Source organism: Paraglaciecola sp. L1A13 (assembly GCF_009796745.1).
Classification (GTDB): Bacteria; Pseudomonadota; Gammaproteobacteria; order Enterobacterales; family Alteromonadaceae; genus Paraglaciecola.
This window is the reverse complement of sequence record NZ_CP047024.1, coordinates 3,385,538-3,402,586: the sequence shown is the minus strand read 5'-3', so window position 1 is coordinate 3,402,586 and position 17,049 is coordinate 3,385,538. Positions and strand designations below refer to the sequence as shown.

The window sequence follows — 17,049 nt, the reverse complement described above, 5'->3', positions numbered from 1 at the left end:
TGAAATAAGTAGTTGAGTGATCTATATGACATAGATACCACACTGGTTCGTGATGAAAAGACCTTGTCGTTCGTAGCAATTTACGGGCAAAAAAAAGCCCAGCTAAAGAGCTGGGCTAAAAGTTTTTTTGGAAACACACATAAACTAAAACACACGCTAGATATGACCGGGTCATAGCTGATTAAGTTCACATATTAATGAAAAAAAGTGAATGAGTAAGTCATAAGTATCAATCAGCCGTTCGATTGAGCTTCATATTAGGAATACCCTAGTTCTTGGTAACGTAACCACATCAAAATTATCAGTAAATCACGGGCAAAAAAAAGCCCAGCTAAAGAGCTGGGCTAAAAGTTTTTTTGGAAACACACATAAACTAAAACACACGCTAAATATGACCGCGTCATAGCTGATTAAGTTCACATATTAATGAAAAAAAAGTGAATGAGTAAGTCATAAGTATCTATCAGCCGTTCGATTGAGCTTCATATTAGGAATACCCTAGTTCTTGGTAACGTAACCACATCAAAATTATCAGTAAATCACGGGCAAAAAAAAGCCCAGCTAAAGAGCTGGGCCAAAAGTCTTTTTGGAAACACACATAAATTAAAACACACGCTAGATATGACCGGGTCATATACCATTAAGTTCACACATAAATTAAAAAAAGTGAATGAGTAAGTCATGAGCATCAATCAGCCGTTCGATTGAGCTTCATATTAGGAATACCCTAGTTCTTGGTAACGTAACCACATCAAAATTATCAGTAAATCACGGGCAAAAAAAAGCCCAGCTAAAGAGCTGGGCTAACAGTATATTCAGGAAACACACATAAACTAAAACACACGCTAGATATGACCGGGTCATAGCTGATTAAGTTCACATATTAATGAAAAAAAAGTGAATGAGTAAGTCATGAGCATAAATCAGCCGTTCGATTGAGCTTCATATTAGGAATACCCTAGTGCTTGGTAACGTAACCACATCAAAATTATCAGTAAATCACGGGCAAAAAAAAGCCCAGCTAAAGAGCTGGGCTAAAAGTCTTTTTGGAACACACATAAATTAAAACACACGCTAGATATGACCGGGTCATATGCCATTAAGTTCACACATAAATTAAAAAAAGTGAATTAGTTAATTATGGCTATGAAATAAGTAGTTGAGTGATCCGCATGACATGCAGACCACACTGATTGGTGATGAAAATACCTCGTTGTTCTTAGCCAATTACGGGCAAAAAAAAGCCCAGCTAAAGAGCTGGGCTAAACTAAACGTTTATTCGGAAACACACAAAAATTAAAACACACATTAAATATGACTCAGCACTTAATTATTAGTTCCGTTTAATAAACAGATTTGTAAAATTAGCCGTGAATGACGTTACTCGCCGATTAAATTCGGCAAATTTTTTTGGGTGAATTTATACACAAACTTACCATATTCCAGTCGAACAGGTTAGTATTGCTCATCCAGATCGCGAGGTAAGACATCGCGAAACCATTTATTCGAACCATAGACGAGAGTGACGTATGTCTCGCAATTTATCTACATATCCATTCGTTGGTCGTATTTCACTGATACTTTTATTGGTAACGTGGCTTGGTGGGTGCACGACAACGCCCCCTAAAAATATCAGTAATATTTGTGAAATCTTTCTCGAGAAGCGCCATTGGTTTGATACGGCCGATGAAATGAGCGACAAGTGGGGCGTACCTATGCATGTGCCTATGGCAATGATGTATCAAGAAAGCTCATTTAGAGCTGATGCGCTACCGCCAAAAGATTATGTGTTTTTTGGTTTGATACCCTGGGGGCGCGTAAGCAGTGCTTACGGTTATTCGCAAGCAAAAACGCCAACTTGGGCGGATTACAAGCGAGAAACGGGAAATAGTTGGGCTGATCGAGAAGACTTTGACGACGCTATGGATTTTATGGGGTGGTTTATTAGTAAGACTCATAAAATTAACCGTGTATCGAAATGGGATGCAGAAGCGCAATATCTAAATTACCACGAAGGCTGGGGCGGTTATAAACGTAAGAGCCACCACAAGAAACGTTGGCTGCAAAGAGTCGCTAAAACGGTAAAAGCCCGTTCTTTACGTTACGCGACACAGCTTAAAGGTTGCAGAGATGAATTAGAAAAAGGCTGGTTTATGCGCCTGTTTACGTAGACAGCATCATCTTGATGCGGCGCGTGATTTTGCTTTCAGGGGCAACAACTAAAATGCCCTCTGCTTTGGGGTTTCAACGATCTAGCTATAAATCAACAGAGCTGTATGCAATTAATCTAGCCTATTCAAAATCGTTCCCTCCATTTTACAGCTAAAACCCAAGAGTATATGGCACCTCCTCTTTATGTGTAGCTCTCTCTTTAGCTTTAATCGGTAATATGCGTCAGTTTTTACTTTGTAAACTACCTATATGTCCTAGGAATGGTGAAGCACTTATTGAAGCATAAAATTCGCAAGTTCTGAGTTAAATACATCGAAAAGGCAGGCTCGCACTTACTGCACTAACATGGTTTGCTATTCGTATAGAAATCTTCCAGGGCGGGTAGGGTATGGCAGGTTACTGGTATCCACAGTGATATATTTTCTAAATCAGATCCATGTCTTATTCAAAACACTTTAGTCATTCCTGTCTTCCTATAGTCGCTACTCAGGTAACGTCTAAGGCATTATTCATAATAGAAATAACAGTGCATATATAATTCTGATGCATGACTGACTCTTGCTTGAGTTATTCTCAAACGCAAAGTGGTGTTTTATCGAGCATGTTCAATCGAACATACTTCACTAAAAAACGAAGCTAAGGAGTAGGTACATGTCAGGACATTTCTATTTGAGCGGCGCACAAACTAAGCGTGACGATATGATGGATAGAGCGAAGAAATTAGCTCATATATTTCGAAGCAAAGGCGTAGCTACCGGGGATGTGGTTGCCATACTCCTTAGAAATGACACCACATTGTACGAGGTTGTTGAAGCATGCCGTTACGTAGGGGCATATTACGTTACTCTAAACTGGCACAACACACAGGCGGAGTTGATGCCTATCATTGTCGACAGTGGGGCGAAGATGCTGATAGGACACAGTGATTTACTCGCACGATTTGTTGAACCATTGCCCGAAAGCCTAGCAACCATCGTTATCAACACACCTGACATCATTAAAGAACGATATTCTGTGCAGGATAACGCAGACACTCCAATGTCATCAAGTTGGGAGGACCTGCAGCAACTACTAGCAGATAAAGATGCTATCGATACGCCACCTCAGCGATTTAGAGGCATGTTCTTATATACATCCGGTAGTACCGGAAAACCAAAGGGAATTAAACGAGAATATAATGAACAGAGGCCCGATCCGTACACTGTGTTTGCGGGGCTGGCAAAAGCGTTAATGCAGCTCGACAATGGCGATCGCTTCTATATTTCGGCGCCGCTTTATCACAGCGCACCCCATGCTTTGACGTTAAGTTGCTTAGCGGCAGAAAATATAGAAGTGTTTATTGAACCAAAATTTGATCCTGAGCGTTTCTTAGCTGATGTGCAAAAGCATCAAATTACCCATACTTATATAGTACCGACTATGATGATCCGCTTATTGAAGTTACCTCAGAGTGTGCGTGATAAATACGACATATCAAGTTTACGGTACGCTTTGTCAACGGGCTCATCTTGGCCCGTAGACGTTAAACAAGGAATGATCGAATGGTTTGGGCCTATCTTCTATGAATCCTATGGAGCGAGTGAATTAGGTTTTATGACCTTAATATCCTCTACGGAGGCAGCACAGAAGCCTGGTTCTGTGGGTAAAGCGATATCAGGCGGTACTATTATTATACTCGACGATGATATGCAGCCTCTGCCTACTGGCGAATCAGGCTCTATATATGTGCATCTTCCTATGTTTGGCCCATTCGAATATACCAATACCGAAGGGACGATTGAGGGTCTGCATTATCAAAACCACACTACCTTAGGTGATGTGGGGTATTTAGATGATGACGGATACCTATTTATTAATGATCGCAAGAAAGACATGATCATTTCGGGGGGAGCAAATATTTTCCCTGCAGAAATCGAAGCTGTGCTTATCGAAATGCCACAAATAGTTGATTGTGCCATTTTCGGTGTACCCCATCCCGAGTTTGGCGAAAAGATTGTTGCTGCCGTTCAATGCGCTGAAGGTGAAACCGTGTCTATCGAAGACGTGGCAATCTTTTTAGAGGGAAAACTAGCCCGCTTTAAGTGGCCTAAAAAGCTAGACATACACCCGGCATTGCCTAGAGAAGACAGCGGAAAAATATTTAAGCAGCGTTTGAAAGCGGCTTATGTTTGATGGAGGTCAGTAGCCCGACGGAGTTTACTCTCTGGTAAAAAGGTTTACGGCGCAAGCGCACATTTCATCAATATGATTGCGGTCTGCATATATTCCGTCAATTAATAAACGGGCAATGCCGTGCATGGTGCCCCAAGTGACCTGAGCAAGACGAAGGGTGTCCTCTTCGGCGGGCATTAAGCCTTGTTCCTGCCATTTCTTGGTCATCTCCACTTGACGTTGAAAACTCGGATAGGCGATATCACGTAAATCGTTGGTGGCACTGTTTTGTTTCCATATAGTGCGACCAAACATTAGGTCGTACATCTCAGGGTTCTCTGCTGCATAACCAATGTAGCCTTGAAAAAACTGATGGTATTTTTGTTTTGTTGTCAGGCCCGCTTGAGAAAAAATGCGCTCTGCGTTGTTATGCCAATGTTCAAAACCTTCTTCGGCAATGGCGCAAAGCAATTCATTTTTATCTTTGAAATGATGATAGGGGGCCGTGCGAGATACCCCAACACGATCCGCTAGCTTACGCAGTGATAAGCCCTCGATTCCGCCGTCGCTAAGCATGGCCTTGGCTGCTTCTAATAAGCTTGAACGCAGATCACCATGATGATAGCTGCTCTTCGTAGTGGCTGATTTTTTAATGATTTTTTTAGATGATTTTTTTTGCATGTGCTGGAATTTAGCACATATCTTGACAGCGTCAAAATAAGACTTTATCTTGACGTTGTCTAGTTTGAGTGCTGATGGGCGTGTAGTCGGTTTGTATTAGTAGGAGACACGTTAATTAGCGTCCTGAAATCCGTAATAAATGGAGAATAAAATGTCTGATTTAGATTTTTCAAAATTGGAAACCTTGAGTGTCAGTATTGACCAACATATCGCTCATATTCAATTGTCTCGTCCTGAAGCATTGAACAGCATGATCCCAATTTTTTGGCATGAGCTGCCTGCTACAGTTCGTAAAATTGATGAGCAGTCTGCTGCTCGTGTCATTGTTATTTCCTCACAAGGAAAGCACTTCAGTGCAGGCATGGATTTGTCAGTTTTTACTCAAATGGGTAAGGACTTTACGGGGGAACCTGCTCGTCGGGGTGAGCGCATGCGTCGCATGGTCCTCGAGCTTCAAGACAGTTTTAATGCTTTAGAATCAGTACGTATGCCAGTGCTTGTCGCTATGCAAGGTGGCGTGATTGGTGGTGCTGTAGACATGGTGTGTGCAGCAGACAGTCGTTACTGTACTGAGGATACGTTTTTTACGATTAAAGAAACTGAAATCGGTATGACGGCAGATGTTGGTACATTACAACGTTTACCTCATCTTATACCACAAGGCTTGGTCCGCGAGTTGGCTTATACCGGTCGTAATATGGGGGCGGTAGAAGCAAAAGAATGTGGATTGGTTAATCAAGTGTTCGCTGATCAGGCAAGTTTGCTCGAAGGCGTAATGCAAATAGCCGCTCAAATCGCTGGCCATTCGCCTCTTGCCGTCGCAGGTTGTAAAGAAATGATTAACTATACTCGAGACCACACGGTCGCTGACGCGCTGAACTATATGGCTACTTGGCAAACCGGCATGTTTCAAATGCCTGATATTCAAGAAGCGATGACGGCAGCCAAAGAGCGTCGTAAACCCGTCTATGAAGAATTACTTAAAAAAATAAGTGGTATGCAGCGTAAATAAGCGCACATAAAAGAACAATACAGGACCTGTAATATGACAACAGCAACAGCAACAGCAACAACAAACGCGGCAGGCGCTAGCGTTTATCCGAATTTACTGAAACCTCTAGACTTAGGCTTTACTACTTTAAAAAACCGTGTGTTGATGGGCTCGATGCACACAGGCCTTGAAGAGGCAGCCAATGGCCATGAGCGTATGGCAGCATATTTTGCAGAGCGTGCCCGAGGTGGTGTAGGCCTTATCGTAACGGGCGGTATAGGACCCAATGATGAAGGCGCGACACATCAGAATACTAAGCGTTTAAGTAACGATGCTGAAGTGGCTAATCATAAGATGATCACGGATGCCGTGCATAAAGAAGGCGCTAAAATATGTATGCAAATCCTGCATACTGGCCGCTATGCCTACAACCCTAATTTAGTTGCACCTTCTGCTGTCCAAGCACCAATTAATCCATTTAAGCCTAAAGCCTTGGATAATGATGGTATTGAAAAACAAATAGAAGATTTTATATTTACCTCAACTCAGGCGCAAAAGGCAGGGTATGACGGCGTCGAAATCATGGGCTCTGAAGGTTACTTCTTGAATCAGTTTATTGCCGCGCGTACCAATCAACGTGATGACCAATGGGGTGGCAGTTACGAAAATCGCATCAAATTGCCATTAGAAGTTGTGCGTAGAGTACGCGAGGCTGTGGGTGAAAAGTTCATTATCATCTATCGTTTATCAATGCTAGATTTGGTTGAAGGCGGCTCAACTTACGATGAAGTCGTAGAGTTAGGTCAAGCCATTGAAAAAGCGGGTGCAACGATTATAAACACAGGTATTGGTTGGCATGAAGCACGCATTCCAACTATTGCTACTAAGGTACCTCGGGCAGCATTTACTTGGGTAACGGCGAAATTCCGTCAGTCTTTGTCGATTCCGGTGATCACCTCTAATCGTATCAATACTCCTGAAGTGGCTGAGCAAGTTTTGGCCCGTGGCGATGCCGATATGATATCAATGGCAAGACCTTTCTTGGCTGATCCTGATTTTGTGATTAAAGCTATTGAAAACCGCTCTGACGAAATTAATACCTGTATCGGTTGTAACCAAGCCTGCCTTGATCACGTATTTGAAGGAAAGATGACCAGTTGTTTAGTTAATCCTCGTGCTTGCCATGAAACTGAGTTGAGCATTTTACCAACACAGGATCCTAAGCGAATTGCTGTTATTGGTGCGGGTCCTGCTGGTCTTTCTGCGGCTAAAACAGCAGCTGAGCGTGGCCATATAGTGACTTTATTTGATTCAACTGATGAGCTTGGCGGACAATTTAATATTGCTAAGCAAGTACCCGGTAAAGAAGAATTTTTCGAAACCATCCGTTACTTTAAACGTCAGTTAGAGTTACACAATGTCACGGTTAAATTAAATACGCGCGTTAGCGCCAGTGATTTAAATGATAGTGATTTTGATGAAGTGATTGTGGCCACAGGCATTGAACCTCGTACTCCGCCTATTGAAGGTATTGATCATCCTAAAGTGATGAACTATATCGATGTTATTAAATCTCATAAACCTGTTGGCAAGAAGGTGGCTGTTATTGGCGCGGGAGGTATCGGATTTGATGTTTCTGAGTTCTTATCGCATTCAGGCGAATCAACAAGCCTGAATATTCCCGCCTTTATGAAAGAGTGGGGCATAGATATGACCTTCTCATCTCGAGGTGGTATTGAAGGCATGAAAGCTCAACCAACTAAATCACCAAGAGAAATTTTCTTGTTGCAACGTAAAACCACTAAGGTCGGAGCTGGCCTAGGTAAAACGACAGGCTGGGCACATCGCGTTGGCTTGTTAAGCAAAGGCGTGAGCATGATTGCGGGCTGTGAATACCTTAAAATTGATGATCAGGGCATTCATATTAAAGTTAATGACGAGGTTCAGGTACTGGACGTTGACAACGTCATCATTTGTGCGGGACAAGAGCCCTTACGCGAATTAATAGAAGGGCTTACCAAGCCTTATCATTTAATTGGTGGCGCGGATGTCGCAGCTGAACTTGATGCTAAACGTGCCATTGACCAAGGTATGCGCTTAGCTGCACAGTTGTAGTACAAAAATAGAGTACATAATGAAAGCACCCCATTGCTGTTTACAGTAGTGGGGGGCTTTGTTAAGGGCGAAAAAAATTATCGAGACTCGGTATCTTCTAATGCGTTATTTTTAAAATACTGTTGAGTAAATCCGATAAAGGCCTTTAATCGAGCTGATTGGTGAATTAACTGAGGGTGAATTAAATAAATGGTGAAATCAGGCTGTATTTCGCCGGCAAAGAGGGAGGTTAGCTGACCTGCTGCTATTTCTTTATCGACTAAATACTCAGGTACCAAAATTATCCCTTTTCCATGTAGCGCATGATTTTTCAACATCAGGTTATCGTTAACTGCTATCGGGCCATTCACTTCGACCTTCTGTTCTGACATTGTCCATACGGCCGTTAACGTGCGGCTTAAACAGCTATATTTAGAAAGCTCCGAAAACTGCTTTGGAGTGCCTTTTTCAGTAAGATACTCTGGGCTTGCACAGCACACGTGTCGGTAGTCAAACAACTTTTTGGCGACCATATTTTGTGGGGGTGACTGGGTTGCTCTAAAGGCTAAATCAAAATCATTTTTTGCTAAGTCATAGGGGGTATAGCTGCAATCTACGCTAAACGTGATACTCGGATACACTTTTTGGAAATCACTGCACAAATCTAGCACGTACCGTTGTGCAAATTGACTCGGTGCGGTTAACCGTAAAATGCCTTCGAGTATATCATTATCATGACGGACCTCTCGTTCGAGCTCTAACAACGCGCTTTTTATTTGATTCATGCCAACGAGTAGCTGGGTGCCTTCTTCGGTCAAAGATACGCTGCGGGTGGAGCGAATAAACAAGTGCTTGCCCAAATCTTGCTCGAGTTTGCGGATCTGTTCAGACAAATAACCTCTAGAGATGGCCAACACTTGCGCCGCCCGGGTAAAACTTAATTGTTTGGCGACTTCGCTAAATAAAATTAGACGTTCAAACTTTTTATGCTCACGACTCATGGTTGCAACCTTGAGTGACGAATTAGCGCAATAGTGTAGCGCCGTATTGTTCGTTATATCAAACAATGTTTTCAGTAACTCGCACTATTGCTTTGCATTTAACCCGCTACACTAGGTGCAAATGAACGGAGTATTTTTTTAAGGACGACACATGTCGCAGTTACCTTTAGCTAACTACTTACCCAGTGTGAGCGCACTCGCTTATGGATGCATGGGGTTAGGGGGCGGTTGGGATGATAAACCCATTTCCGGTGCACAAATTGACCAAGCCAATGAATGTGTGAACACTGCTTTGGAAGCAGGTATTAATTTTTTCGATCACGCTGATATCTATACCTTAGGTAAAGCCGAACAAGTATTCGGTGAAGTGCTTGCACAGTGCCCAGAATTGCGTAAGCGCATCTATATTCAAACAAAATGTGGCATTCGGTTCGCCGATTCTCATGGGCCAAAACGATACGACTTATCAGCCGATTGGATCCGCCGCTCTGTAGAAGGAAGCTTGCGCCGTTTAAAGACGGATTATCTTGACGTTCTGATGCTGCATCGCCCGGATCCGCTTATGCAACCAGAGGAAATTGCCGAGGTATTTGAAGAATTACGCAGTGCAGGCATGGTGCATTACTTCGGTGTATCTAACATGCATCATCATCAAATTGCCTTATTGCAACAAGCCCTCGATATGCCGCTGGTGGCTAACCAAATTGAAGCGAGTTTACTTAAGCAAGACTGGGTTGATGAAGGGGTCTACGCTGGTAATTGTGACGGGCGTGATATTAACTTCAATGCTGGAACCTTAGCCTATTGCCGCCGTGAACGTATGCAGCTGCAAAGCTGGGGCAGTCTAGCCCAAGGTCTTTTTTCTGGACGGGACGTAATGGATAAAACTGATGCAGTAAAACGTACAAGTGTGTTGGTCGCTAAGCTTGCTAATGAGTACGATGTAAGTGCTGAAGCTATCGTACTCGCCTGGTTAAGGCGCCATCCTGACAATATTCAACCTGTAATTGGTACCACGGATTGTAGCCGCATCGCGGGGGCATGTCAGGCTATGGGCATCACGTTAAATCGTGAGCATTGGTACGCATTGTATGAAAGTGCAAAAGGCTACGAACTGCCATAACCTTATCTTATACCTCTAATCACATCCTGATAAACTGTATGATGGCCTAGGAAAGCGCACTGCAAATAAGGTCGATTACTCAGCGATAGATGCGATGTATTCGTTTGTCAGCTTATCGGCCTGATAGTCATATAACTACCCGATAACGTTCAGTGTTTAACGGGGGTTTGCTTTGCATTCCAAATCAGATTGAGTATGGTCACAGCGGCTAAGATAAAACAGTAGAAAGAGTAGGGGATAACTTCTACTGGCGACAATGAAAACGTCGCGCCTATAATCAATAACTGACCGCCATAAGGTATCAAGCCTTGTATTACACAGGCAAAAATATCTAATAAACTTGCGCTACGCTTAGGCTCTATTCCGCCTTGTTCCGCAAGGGCTTTGGCGGTGCTTCCGGCCACTATGATAGATACAGTGTTATTGGCGATACAAATGTTTAACGCACTGATAAGTACGGCGATACCTAATGAATTACCTATTTTGAGGGGCAATGCTAGCGCCCGAATGACCTTACTGATAGTCGATAGCAAAAAGTCGATCCCGCCTTGTTGGCGCATTAGCTCGGATAAGCCTCCGAGCATTAGAGATAAAATCATAATTTCCTGCATTTGACCAAAGCCGGTATAGATGTCCTGTCCCACAGTAATGACTTGATAGTCAGACACACTGATACCTATGATGGCACTGGATAATATGCCTATGACCAACACTGCAAATACATTTAAACCAGCCACAGCCAATACTAAAATCAGCAGGTAAGGAAGAGCCAGTAGCCAATTCGTACCCTGAGGCGCTGTGACTTCACCGGATTCTCCTAACACAACGAGTAACACTATGACGATAAACGCGGCTGGTAAAGCTAAGTGTAAGTTGGCTTTAAATTTATCGCGCATTTCACATCCCTGAGTTCGGGTTGCGGCAATCGTGGTATCAGAGATAATAGACAGATTATCACCAAATATAGCACCGCTGACTAATACTCCAGCCACTAATGCCGGCTCAATACCAGTAGCCTGAGCCACACCTAACCCTACAGGACCAAGCGCAGCAAGTGTGCCCATTGATGTACCCATTGCCGTAGCAATAAAACCTGCTATTAAGAATAACCCCGGCAATATAAACTGTGCGGGAATAATGCTCAGACCTAGGTTAACCGTTGCATCCACACCGCCTGTGGCTTTTGCTACGGCAGAAAAGGCGCCAGCAAGTAGGTAAATAAAACACATAGTAATGATATTGCTATGCCCAGCGCCTTCTATATAACGGGCAATGGTTGCGGTCAGCGACTCTCGAGACAGTAAAACCGCTAAAATAACAGCTGGTAGCAAGGCCGAAGGGGAGGGCAACTGATAAAACGCGTATTCAATTCCTTGTGCTTGATAATAAAAGCCGACACCTAAAAACAGAATCAAAAAGGTCAATAATGGCAGAAGTGCCAGTTTTGCTGATGTCGAAGATGAGCTCGACGAAGGTATCGGTGCTTGCATAAATTTACCATGGACGTTTAGACGTCCAAAATACTAAACGTCTGAACAGAAATAGCAAGTTAAGTTGGTATAAACCCAGTATTTTCTCCCATTATTAAATAGTTGCCCAAGTCTTTGTTGTCGAAAATGGCGTTAGATGAAAGTGAAATATGATGTGAAGTGCTTCGGCTCTATATAGGAATGCTAATCTAATTCCCCTAAGCAACGTTTATGCAATAGCATCTTTAAACTCATTTGATAGCAATTTTAATGGTTTGCTTGTGAAGATGAGCATTGTATTTGAATCAACACAGAGCTAACTTTTTAACGTCTACACAAAATCAACACGCTCTTATCATCGATGGCATCACTCAAAATTAGTGCGAACTCATTGAATTGACTGGTAGGTTAACTTACCCTATAAGGGCAGTTTTTTATTTCTAAAGCTGTATTGGAAAACAAAAGGCACTGAATTCTGTAGTAACCACTTACTTAAATGTAGAGGGATTTAAAATGACGTTTAATCAAATGATATGTATTAGTTTATTGTTTTCCACATTTCTTTTCGGTTGCGCCTCTAAACCGAGAGGACAGGCATTTAACGCCAATGAAGCTGTTACCGAGGCTGACAAAGCGCGTATAATTATTTATAAGGATGATACTTTTTATGGTAGTGGTTATTCTTGGTTAATTACTGAGGACATGAATGCATTAGCAATTTTATCAACTAATACATATCTAGTTTACGATTCAGAACCCAAAACTGTTACGTTAAAGTCTGATCTAAGAATATCTCCTCATTACTTACCTATATCCACTTTTTCAGCGTTTATGGATACTATCCAAGCTGTTAAAGCGCAAAAAATAAATTCTACTATCAAATTGGAAGAACTCCACTCTTTTCAAGTATCCCCAGGAAACATCTATTATTTTAGATTGGAGGTAGATATTGATGTGGTGAATCCACCCAAACCCTTTCTAGTCGCCGTTAAAGAAAAAGAAGCGTTGCAAGAAATGGAAGGATCTCATCTGGCTCTCTTAGCTAAATAGTGAAGAGGAAGAAGTCATATCACATACGTATCTAAACAAGGTCATTACTTCGCTTTTAATATTAGGCTATTTAAACTTCAATGTTATTTAAGGAGTAAATCAGGCTTTTTTAACATTTTTAAAGTCAGGGGCTGTCTTCTTTCCCAAGAACAATGATTTCTTAAAGCTCAAAGCAACAGGTAGTTTGTCGACTCACCGTTAAAATTGCATCGGTCAAAATAAATAGGCCGCATACCAGTTGCTCTGAGATACGGCGTTAGGTCAGTTAGGGCCTAGATTATCTTCTTGCTTTTATCGTCTATATTAAAATGATAATCATAAAACTGCTACCAATTAACCCGTCAGACTTTTTCTTGTGGCACCATTAACAAATGATGATGAGAGTTACATTCGATAACACTTTATGCAGAGGAATTAACAGGCGAATTTACGATCATTTATAGACTTTAGGTTAAGATAGCCGCCATCGAGTTTTGACACTCAACACCACTCTCACACTAGCAAAATTCACTAATAGGAACGTCCATGGATGCTTGGTATCTTATTTGTTTCTTAGGGGCATTAGCTGTCCTTATCGCATTTACTAATCAATTCGTACTTAAATTGCAGACTACTATTGCCATCACTACAGGCTCAGTAGTGATTTCCTTGTTGTTGATCTTAGCTGTAAAATTACTGGGGGATGAATCTGCATTAACACTGATTAAGGTCGTTGGTGGTTTAGATTTTAATCAGCTTTTACTGAATGGCATGTTGGGTTTCTTACTCTTTGCTGGCGCAATGGAAATAGACCTCCGTGCATTACGCCGTCAACGCTGGGAAATTACCATTCTAGTCCTGTTTTCCACGGTGGTTTCGACGATTATTGTGGGTTACCTGAGCCAGTGGATTCTAGCCGAGTTCGGCTGGGAAGTCCCTATCGTTTATTGCCTATTATTTGGCGCTCTGATTAGTCCAACGGATCCCATCGCGGTTCTCGCTATCATCAAGCAGATGAATGCACCTAAGAATATTTCTATTCAAGTTGAAGGCGAGTCTTTATTTAATGATGGTGTGGGCTTAGTCATCTTTTCAACATTATTTGCCGTGGCATTTAGTAATGTTGATCCAACATTTGGTAGCGTTGCTGAATTATTTTTAGTGGAGGCTATTGGGGGGATCTTATTTGGCTTGGTGTTGGCTGTGGTGGCGCATTTTCTCATTATTTATAGTACGGATGCCAATATTCGTTTACTCGTCACCTTAACTATCCCCTCAGCGGGATACGCATTAGCCAACCTTATGCATATCTCTGGTCCACTGGCCATGGTGATGTGTGGTATTTTCATTGGTAATGTTACTCGCTCAAAGTCGGCGTCTATGTCGCGTATATCCAGCATTCGTTACGTGAAAAATTTTTGGCATGCAACCGACAGTTTTCTCAATGCGTTACTGTTTCTGTTGATTGGTATGCTAATTGTTAGTATGACATTAACTTTCGAAGAAATAGCCATCGGTTTGTGCATGATACCTGCGGTACTCATTGCTCGCTTTATCAGTGTTGGTGCGCCATATTTGGTTTTTCGTCGATTTAGACGCTACGATTTGAACTCGGTCCGTATTCTTACGTGGGGTGGCTTGCGAGGGGGCTTAGCGCTTGCTATGGCGGCCTCTATTCCTACTGATACGGTACTCGCTAACGGACACAACCTGCACAATTTGATGGTTATCGTGACTTATATTGTGGTCATTTTTTCGATTGTCGTTCAGGGTCTAACGATTTCTCCTTTGATTAAGAAAAGTATCGCAGCGGCTGAAGCTGACGAGTAATATTATCAACGTGATTGTGATTTGGCTGTTCTTGCAACGTTCCATTAGACTATCGTATAGCATACTAATTTGCAGGTTTGCTTTAGTTTAATTGATTCACATCCGTGATGTAGTCGAGGATAAAAACAAGATATGTACCAGTTGATTTATGTTAGTGATTTTGCAAAAACATTGGATGAGCAAGATATGCAAAATATTCTTTCTAACGCTCGCCAATGCAATGAAGCGAGTGGAATTAGCGGTAAGTTGGTGGCAGTGACTGGACATTTCTATCAAATTATCGAAGGTGAGAAAGAGCATGTGTGTGCCGTATTTGAAAAAATTCAGCGAGACTGGCGTCACACTAATGTTCGTATCGTTACGACTAAAGATACGAGCGTCCGTGAATTTGGTGATTGGTCGATGGGTTTTTCGCTTTTATTAGAAGCCCAGCAGAAAGGGGATGCCGCAACTATCTTAACCAATTTTGCACAGCGAGATATTTTCGCACGAGAGCATCAGCAGGGGATACATATGTTACTGAAGCAAGTTTGTTGAGCATACTCCTTAGAAATAAAAACGCCTCAACAGAAAATAATTCAGAGGCGTTTTGTATAATTCATTAGCTGAGTTCTGGAATTATTCTTCTGTAACTTGGTAAATGGTCACCGTACCACTGACCTCATTACCGACTATCAACAGTGCATTGCCGTTGGGGCTATCGTCCGCAGCAACGAACTTGATGCTCTCGGGACCTAAATCACCAGACTGAGCGACTTCGCTACAATCCATCCCTTCGGCCTCATCACAAGGGTTGTCTAAGTCATCGTCTAACTCAAAGCTGGTGGAGAAATCACGATTGTTATAGTGATCCACAAACGCCACATTAAACGGGTCCGTTACATCGTAGGTAAATAAGTCACCAGAGCGCTCTTGACCGATAAAGGCATACATTCTGCCTTCGATTTCACCCACCGCGATGGCTTCTGGTTCGCCACCTTTATCATCAGAGCGATTATCACCTTTGTTTTCGGTGTGGGCACTGTTGAAATTATTGCCTAAAACAGCAGCTGAAATTTTGCCAAAATCATCGCCTGAGTCATAAACCAGGTTAATGTTCTGGTCCCAGATTGAAAACGAACGCGCTCCGTAGGCATACAGGGCTTCAAATTCACCATTATTATCTGCATCGCCTAATGCAGTCGTGACTTTCAAGCGCCCTAAGCCATCCTTGCCACCACTTAAGTTATAAGCAGCTTGAAGAGTAGGAGATAGGGTCATGTTTAATTCGTCTTCATCAATAATATCGGCGACCCGGATTTCTTCTGAATAAGCGTCGTAATCACGAGAGTCGCCCTCATTAGCGGATAATATAAAAGTGGCGTCATTCCACTGATATGAAGCGATGGTATCTGGTTGATACATGCCATAGAGGCCATCGACACTGCTAAATTTCGGAATTTCGTCTTTGTTGGTGAAATCTAACTGGTATTTGCTCCAGTCTTTGAAGCCAAGCGCTTTGACCTCAATGGTCAAGTCTTCCAAGTTTAAAATACCAATTGCGTTACTTTCTTGCAGCGACACATAAGCAGTTTTGCCATCAGCAACGTAAGTAATATATTCAGGTTCTAACGCTTGTGCCACCGTCATACCCGCAGGGCCAGCGAATTTAACACCCGCAGCTTTAAGCAATGCCATGCGCTTCTCGTCACTATCGAAATCCTCTTCATTAAGCGCGTCGCTAGAAAATGTCATATCAGAGGTAAAATTGATGATTTGCGCGATATCATTCGGTACGCCAACTGTAAGCGTAATCATAGATACGCTGCCTTCGGGGTCGACGACATACTCGGTATCTGGCTCACCTTCATTGGCCACCAGCACATTAGAACCATCTGGGCTAAAAGCGACCATGTCGGGCAATGCGCCTACACCGACAGCTTTAATGAAACTGCCTTGGCCGGTTGCATCTAGGCGATAGAATAATACTGCTCCGTGGCTTGTTTTTACACTGGCTTCAACCGCTATTGCCAGCAGATCATTATGGATAGCAATGGAATTCGCTGCGCCTAAAGTCATAATTTGTTCTGATCCGTCAACACTTTTTACCGTCACGGTATCAGCAAAGTTAAAAGTACTGGACTGTAGGCTAGCATCAGAGAATGGATTAGCAACAGGCGCTTTTGTAAGGCCTGTTAGATCAATTACTTCTATTTGATTCAGCGCCGAATTAATGGCAAATGCACTGTCTGACGTTTTATGAAATTGCACAATCTCGGCGGCACTTTTACCGAAAATTTCTATACCACCTGCAGCAAAACGACCCACTACTTCAATATTTAATGCTCGAGGAAAGCTTTGGCCATTGGTGCCATCAATGCCCGCATTACCCGTAGCGCCAGCCTCGCCATCGTCTCCGTCTAGAGCACAGCCAGATAAGCTACAAACGACCGCCATGCTAATTAAGCTAAGTTGTAAGGTGTGTTTAAGTGGTTTCACAAATGTTCCTTTTTAATTTTTAAAAGCAGC

12 protein-coding genes are annotated in these 17,049 nt (G+C 42.5%); 8 read left to right on the top strand and 4 right to left on the bottom strand.

The features are described from left to right. Positions 1–1,529: 1,529 nt before the first annotated feature. Entirely contained in the window at positions 1,530–2,171 is a 642-nt protein-coding gene (locus GQR89_RS14320) for a hypothetical protein (RefSeq protein WP_199271329.1), read from the top strand. Between the two features lie 652 nt (positions 2,172–2,823). Then, positions 2,824–4,344 carry an AMP-binding protein gene (locus GQR89_RS14315; RefSeq protein ID WP_158770662.1) on the top strand — a complete coding sequence of 507 codons (1,521 nt, stop codon included), beginning with the start codon at positions 2,824–2,826 and terminating at the stop codon, positions 4,342–4,344. A gap of 24 nt (positions 4,345–4,368) precedes the next feature. Here the strand turns inward: GQR89_RS14315 and GQR89_RS14310 are convergent, their stop codons facing one another. Beyond that, positions 4,369–5,004, bottom strand: a complete 636-nt coding sequence (locus GQR89_RS14310; RefSeq protein ID WP_158770661.1) for a TetR/AcrR family transcriptional regulator — start codon at positions 5,002–5,004, stop codon at positions 4,369–4,371. Positions 5,005–5,155: 151 nt separating this feature from the next. Here GQR89_RS14310 and GQR89_RS14305 point away from each other — a divergent pair, with 151 nt between their 5' ends. Together GQR89_RS14305 and GQR89_RS14300 are read left to right on the top strand one after the other, a co-directional pair. Continuing rightward, on the top strand, positions 5,156–6,016 hold the full coding sequence (locus GQR89_RS14305) for a crotonase/enoyl-CoA hydratase family protein (RefSeq protein WP_158770660.1): 861 nt from the start codon (positions 5,156–5,158) through the stop codon (positions 6,014–6,016). Between the two features lie 33 nt (positions 6,017–6,049). Then, a complete protein-coding gene (locus GQR89_RS14300; RefSeq protein ID WP_158770659.1) occupies positions 6,050–8,110 on the top strand; it encodes an NADPH-dependent 2,4-dienoyl-CoA reductase in 2,061 nt (686 codons plus the stop codon). Between the two features lie 77 nt (positions 8,111–8,187). Here GQR89_RS14300 and GQR89_RS14295 read toward each other — a convergent pair whose 3' ends face one another. Then, positions 8,188–9,090 carry a LysR family transcriptional regulator gene (locus tag GQR89_RS14295; RefSeq protein ID WP_158770658.1) on the bottom strand — a complete coding sequence of 301 codons (903 nt, stop codon included), beginning with the start codon at positions 9,088–9,090 and terminating at the stop codon, positions 8,188–8,190. Between the two features lie 151 nt (positions 9,091–9,241). Here GQR89_RS14295 and GQR89_RS14290 point away from each other — a divergent pair, with 151 nt between their 5' ends. Next, positions 9,242–10,213, top strand: a complete 972-nt coding sequence (locus GQR89_RS14290) for an aldo/keto reductase family oxidoreductase (RefSeq protein ID WP_158770657.1) — start codon at positions 9,242–9,244, stop codon at positions 10,211–10,213. A gap of 149 nt (positions 10,214–10,362) precedes the next feature. On the opposite strand, the gene GQR89_RS14285 is transcribed toward GQR89_RS14290, so the two are convergent. Further along, on the bottom strand, positions 10,363–11,703 hold the full coding sequence (locus GQR89_RS14285) for a Na+/H+ antiporter NhaC family protein (protein WP_158770656.1): 1,341 nt from the start codon (positions 11,701–11,703) through the stop codon (positions 10,363–10,365). A 492-nt stretch (positions 11,704–12,195) separates the two neighbouring features. On the opposite strand from GQR89_RS14285, the gene GQR89_RS14280 reads away from it, so the two are divergent. The 3 genes from GQR89_RS14280 (at position 12,196) to GQR89_RS14270 (ending at position 15,078) form a co-directional block, all read left to right on the top strand. After that, a complete protein-coding gene (locus tag GQR89_RS14280) occupies positions 12,196–12,732 on the top strand; it encodes a hypothetical protein (RefSeq protein WP_158770655.1) in 537 nt (178 codons plus the stop codon). A gap of 525 nt (positions 12,733–13,257) precedes the next feature. Beyond that, on the top strand, positions 13,258–14,541 hold the full coding sequence (locus GQR89_RS14275; protein WP_158770654.1) for a sodium:proton antiporter: 1,284 nt from the start codon (positions 13,258–13,260) through the stop codon (positions 14,539–14,541). A 132-nt stretch (positions 14,542–14,673) separates the two neighbouring features. After that, entirely contained in the window at positions 14,674–15,078 is a 405-nt protein-coding gene (locus GQR89_RS14270; protein ID WP_158770653.1) for a BLUF domain-containing protein, read from the top strand. An 81-nt stretch (positions 15,079–15,159) separates the two neighbouring features. Here the strand turns inward: GQR89_RS14270 and GQR89_RS14265 are convergent, their stop codons facing one another. Next, entirely contained in the window at positions 15,160–17,019 is a 1,860-nt protein-coding gene (locus tag GQR89_RS14265; RefSeq protein ID WP_158770652.1) for a choice-of-anchor I family protein, read from the bottom strand. Positions 17,020–17,049 lie beyond the last annotated feature (30 nt).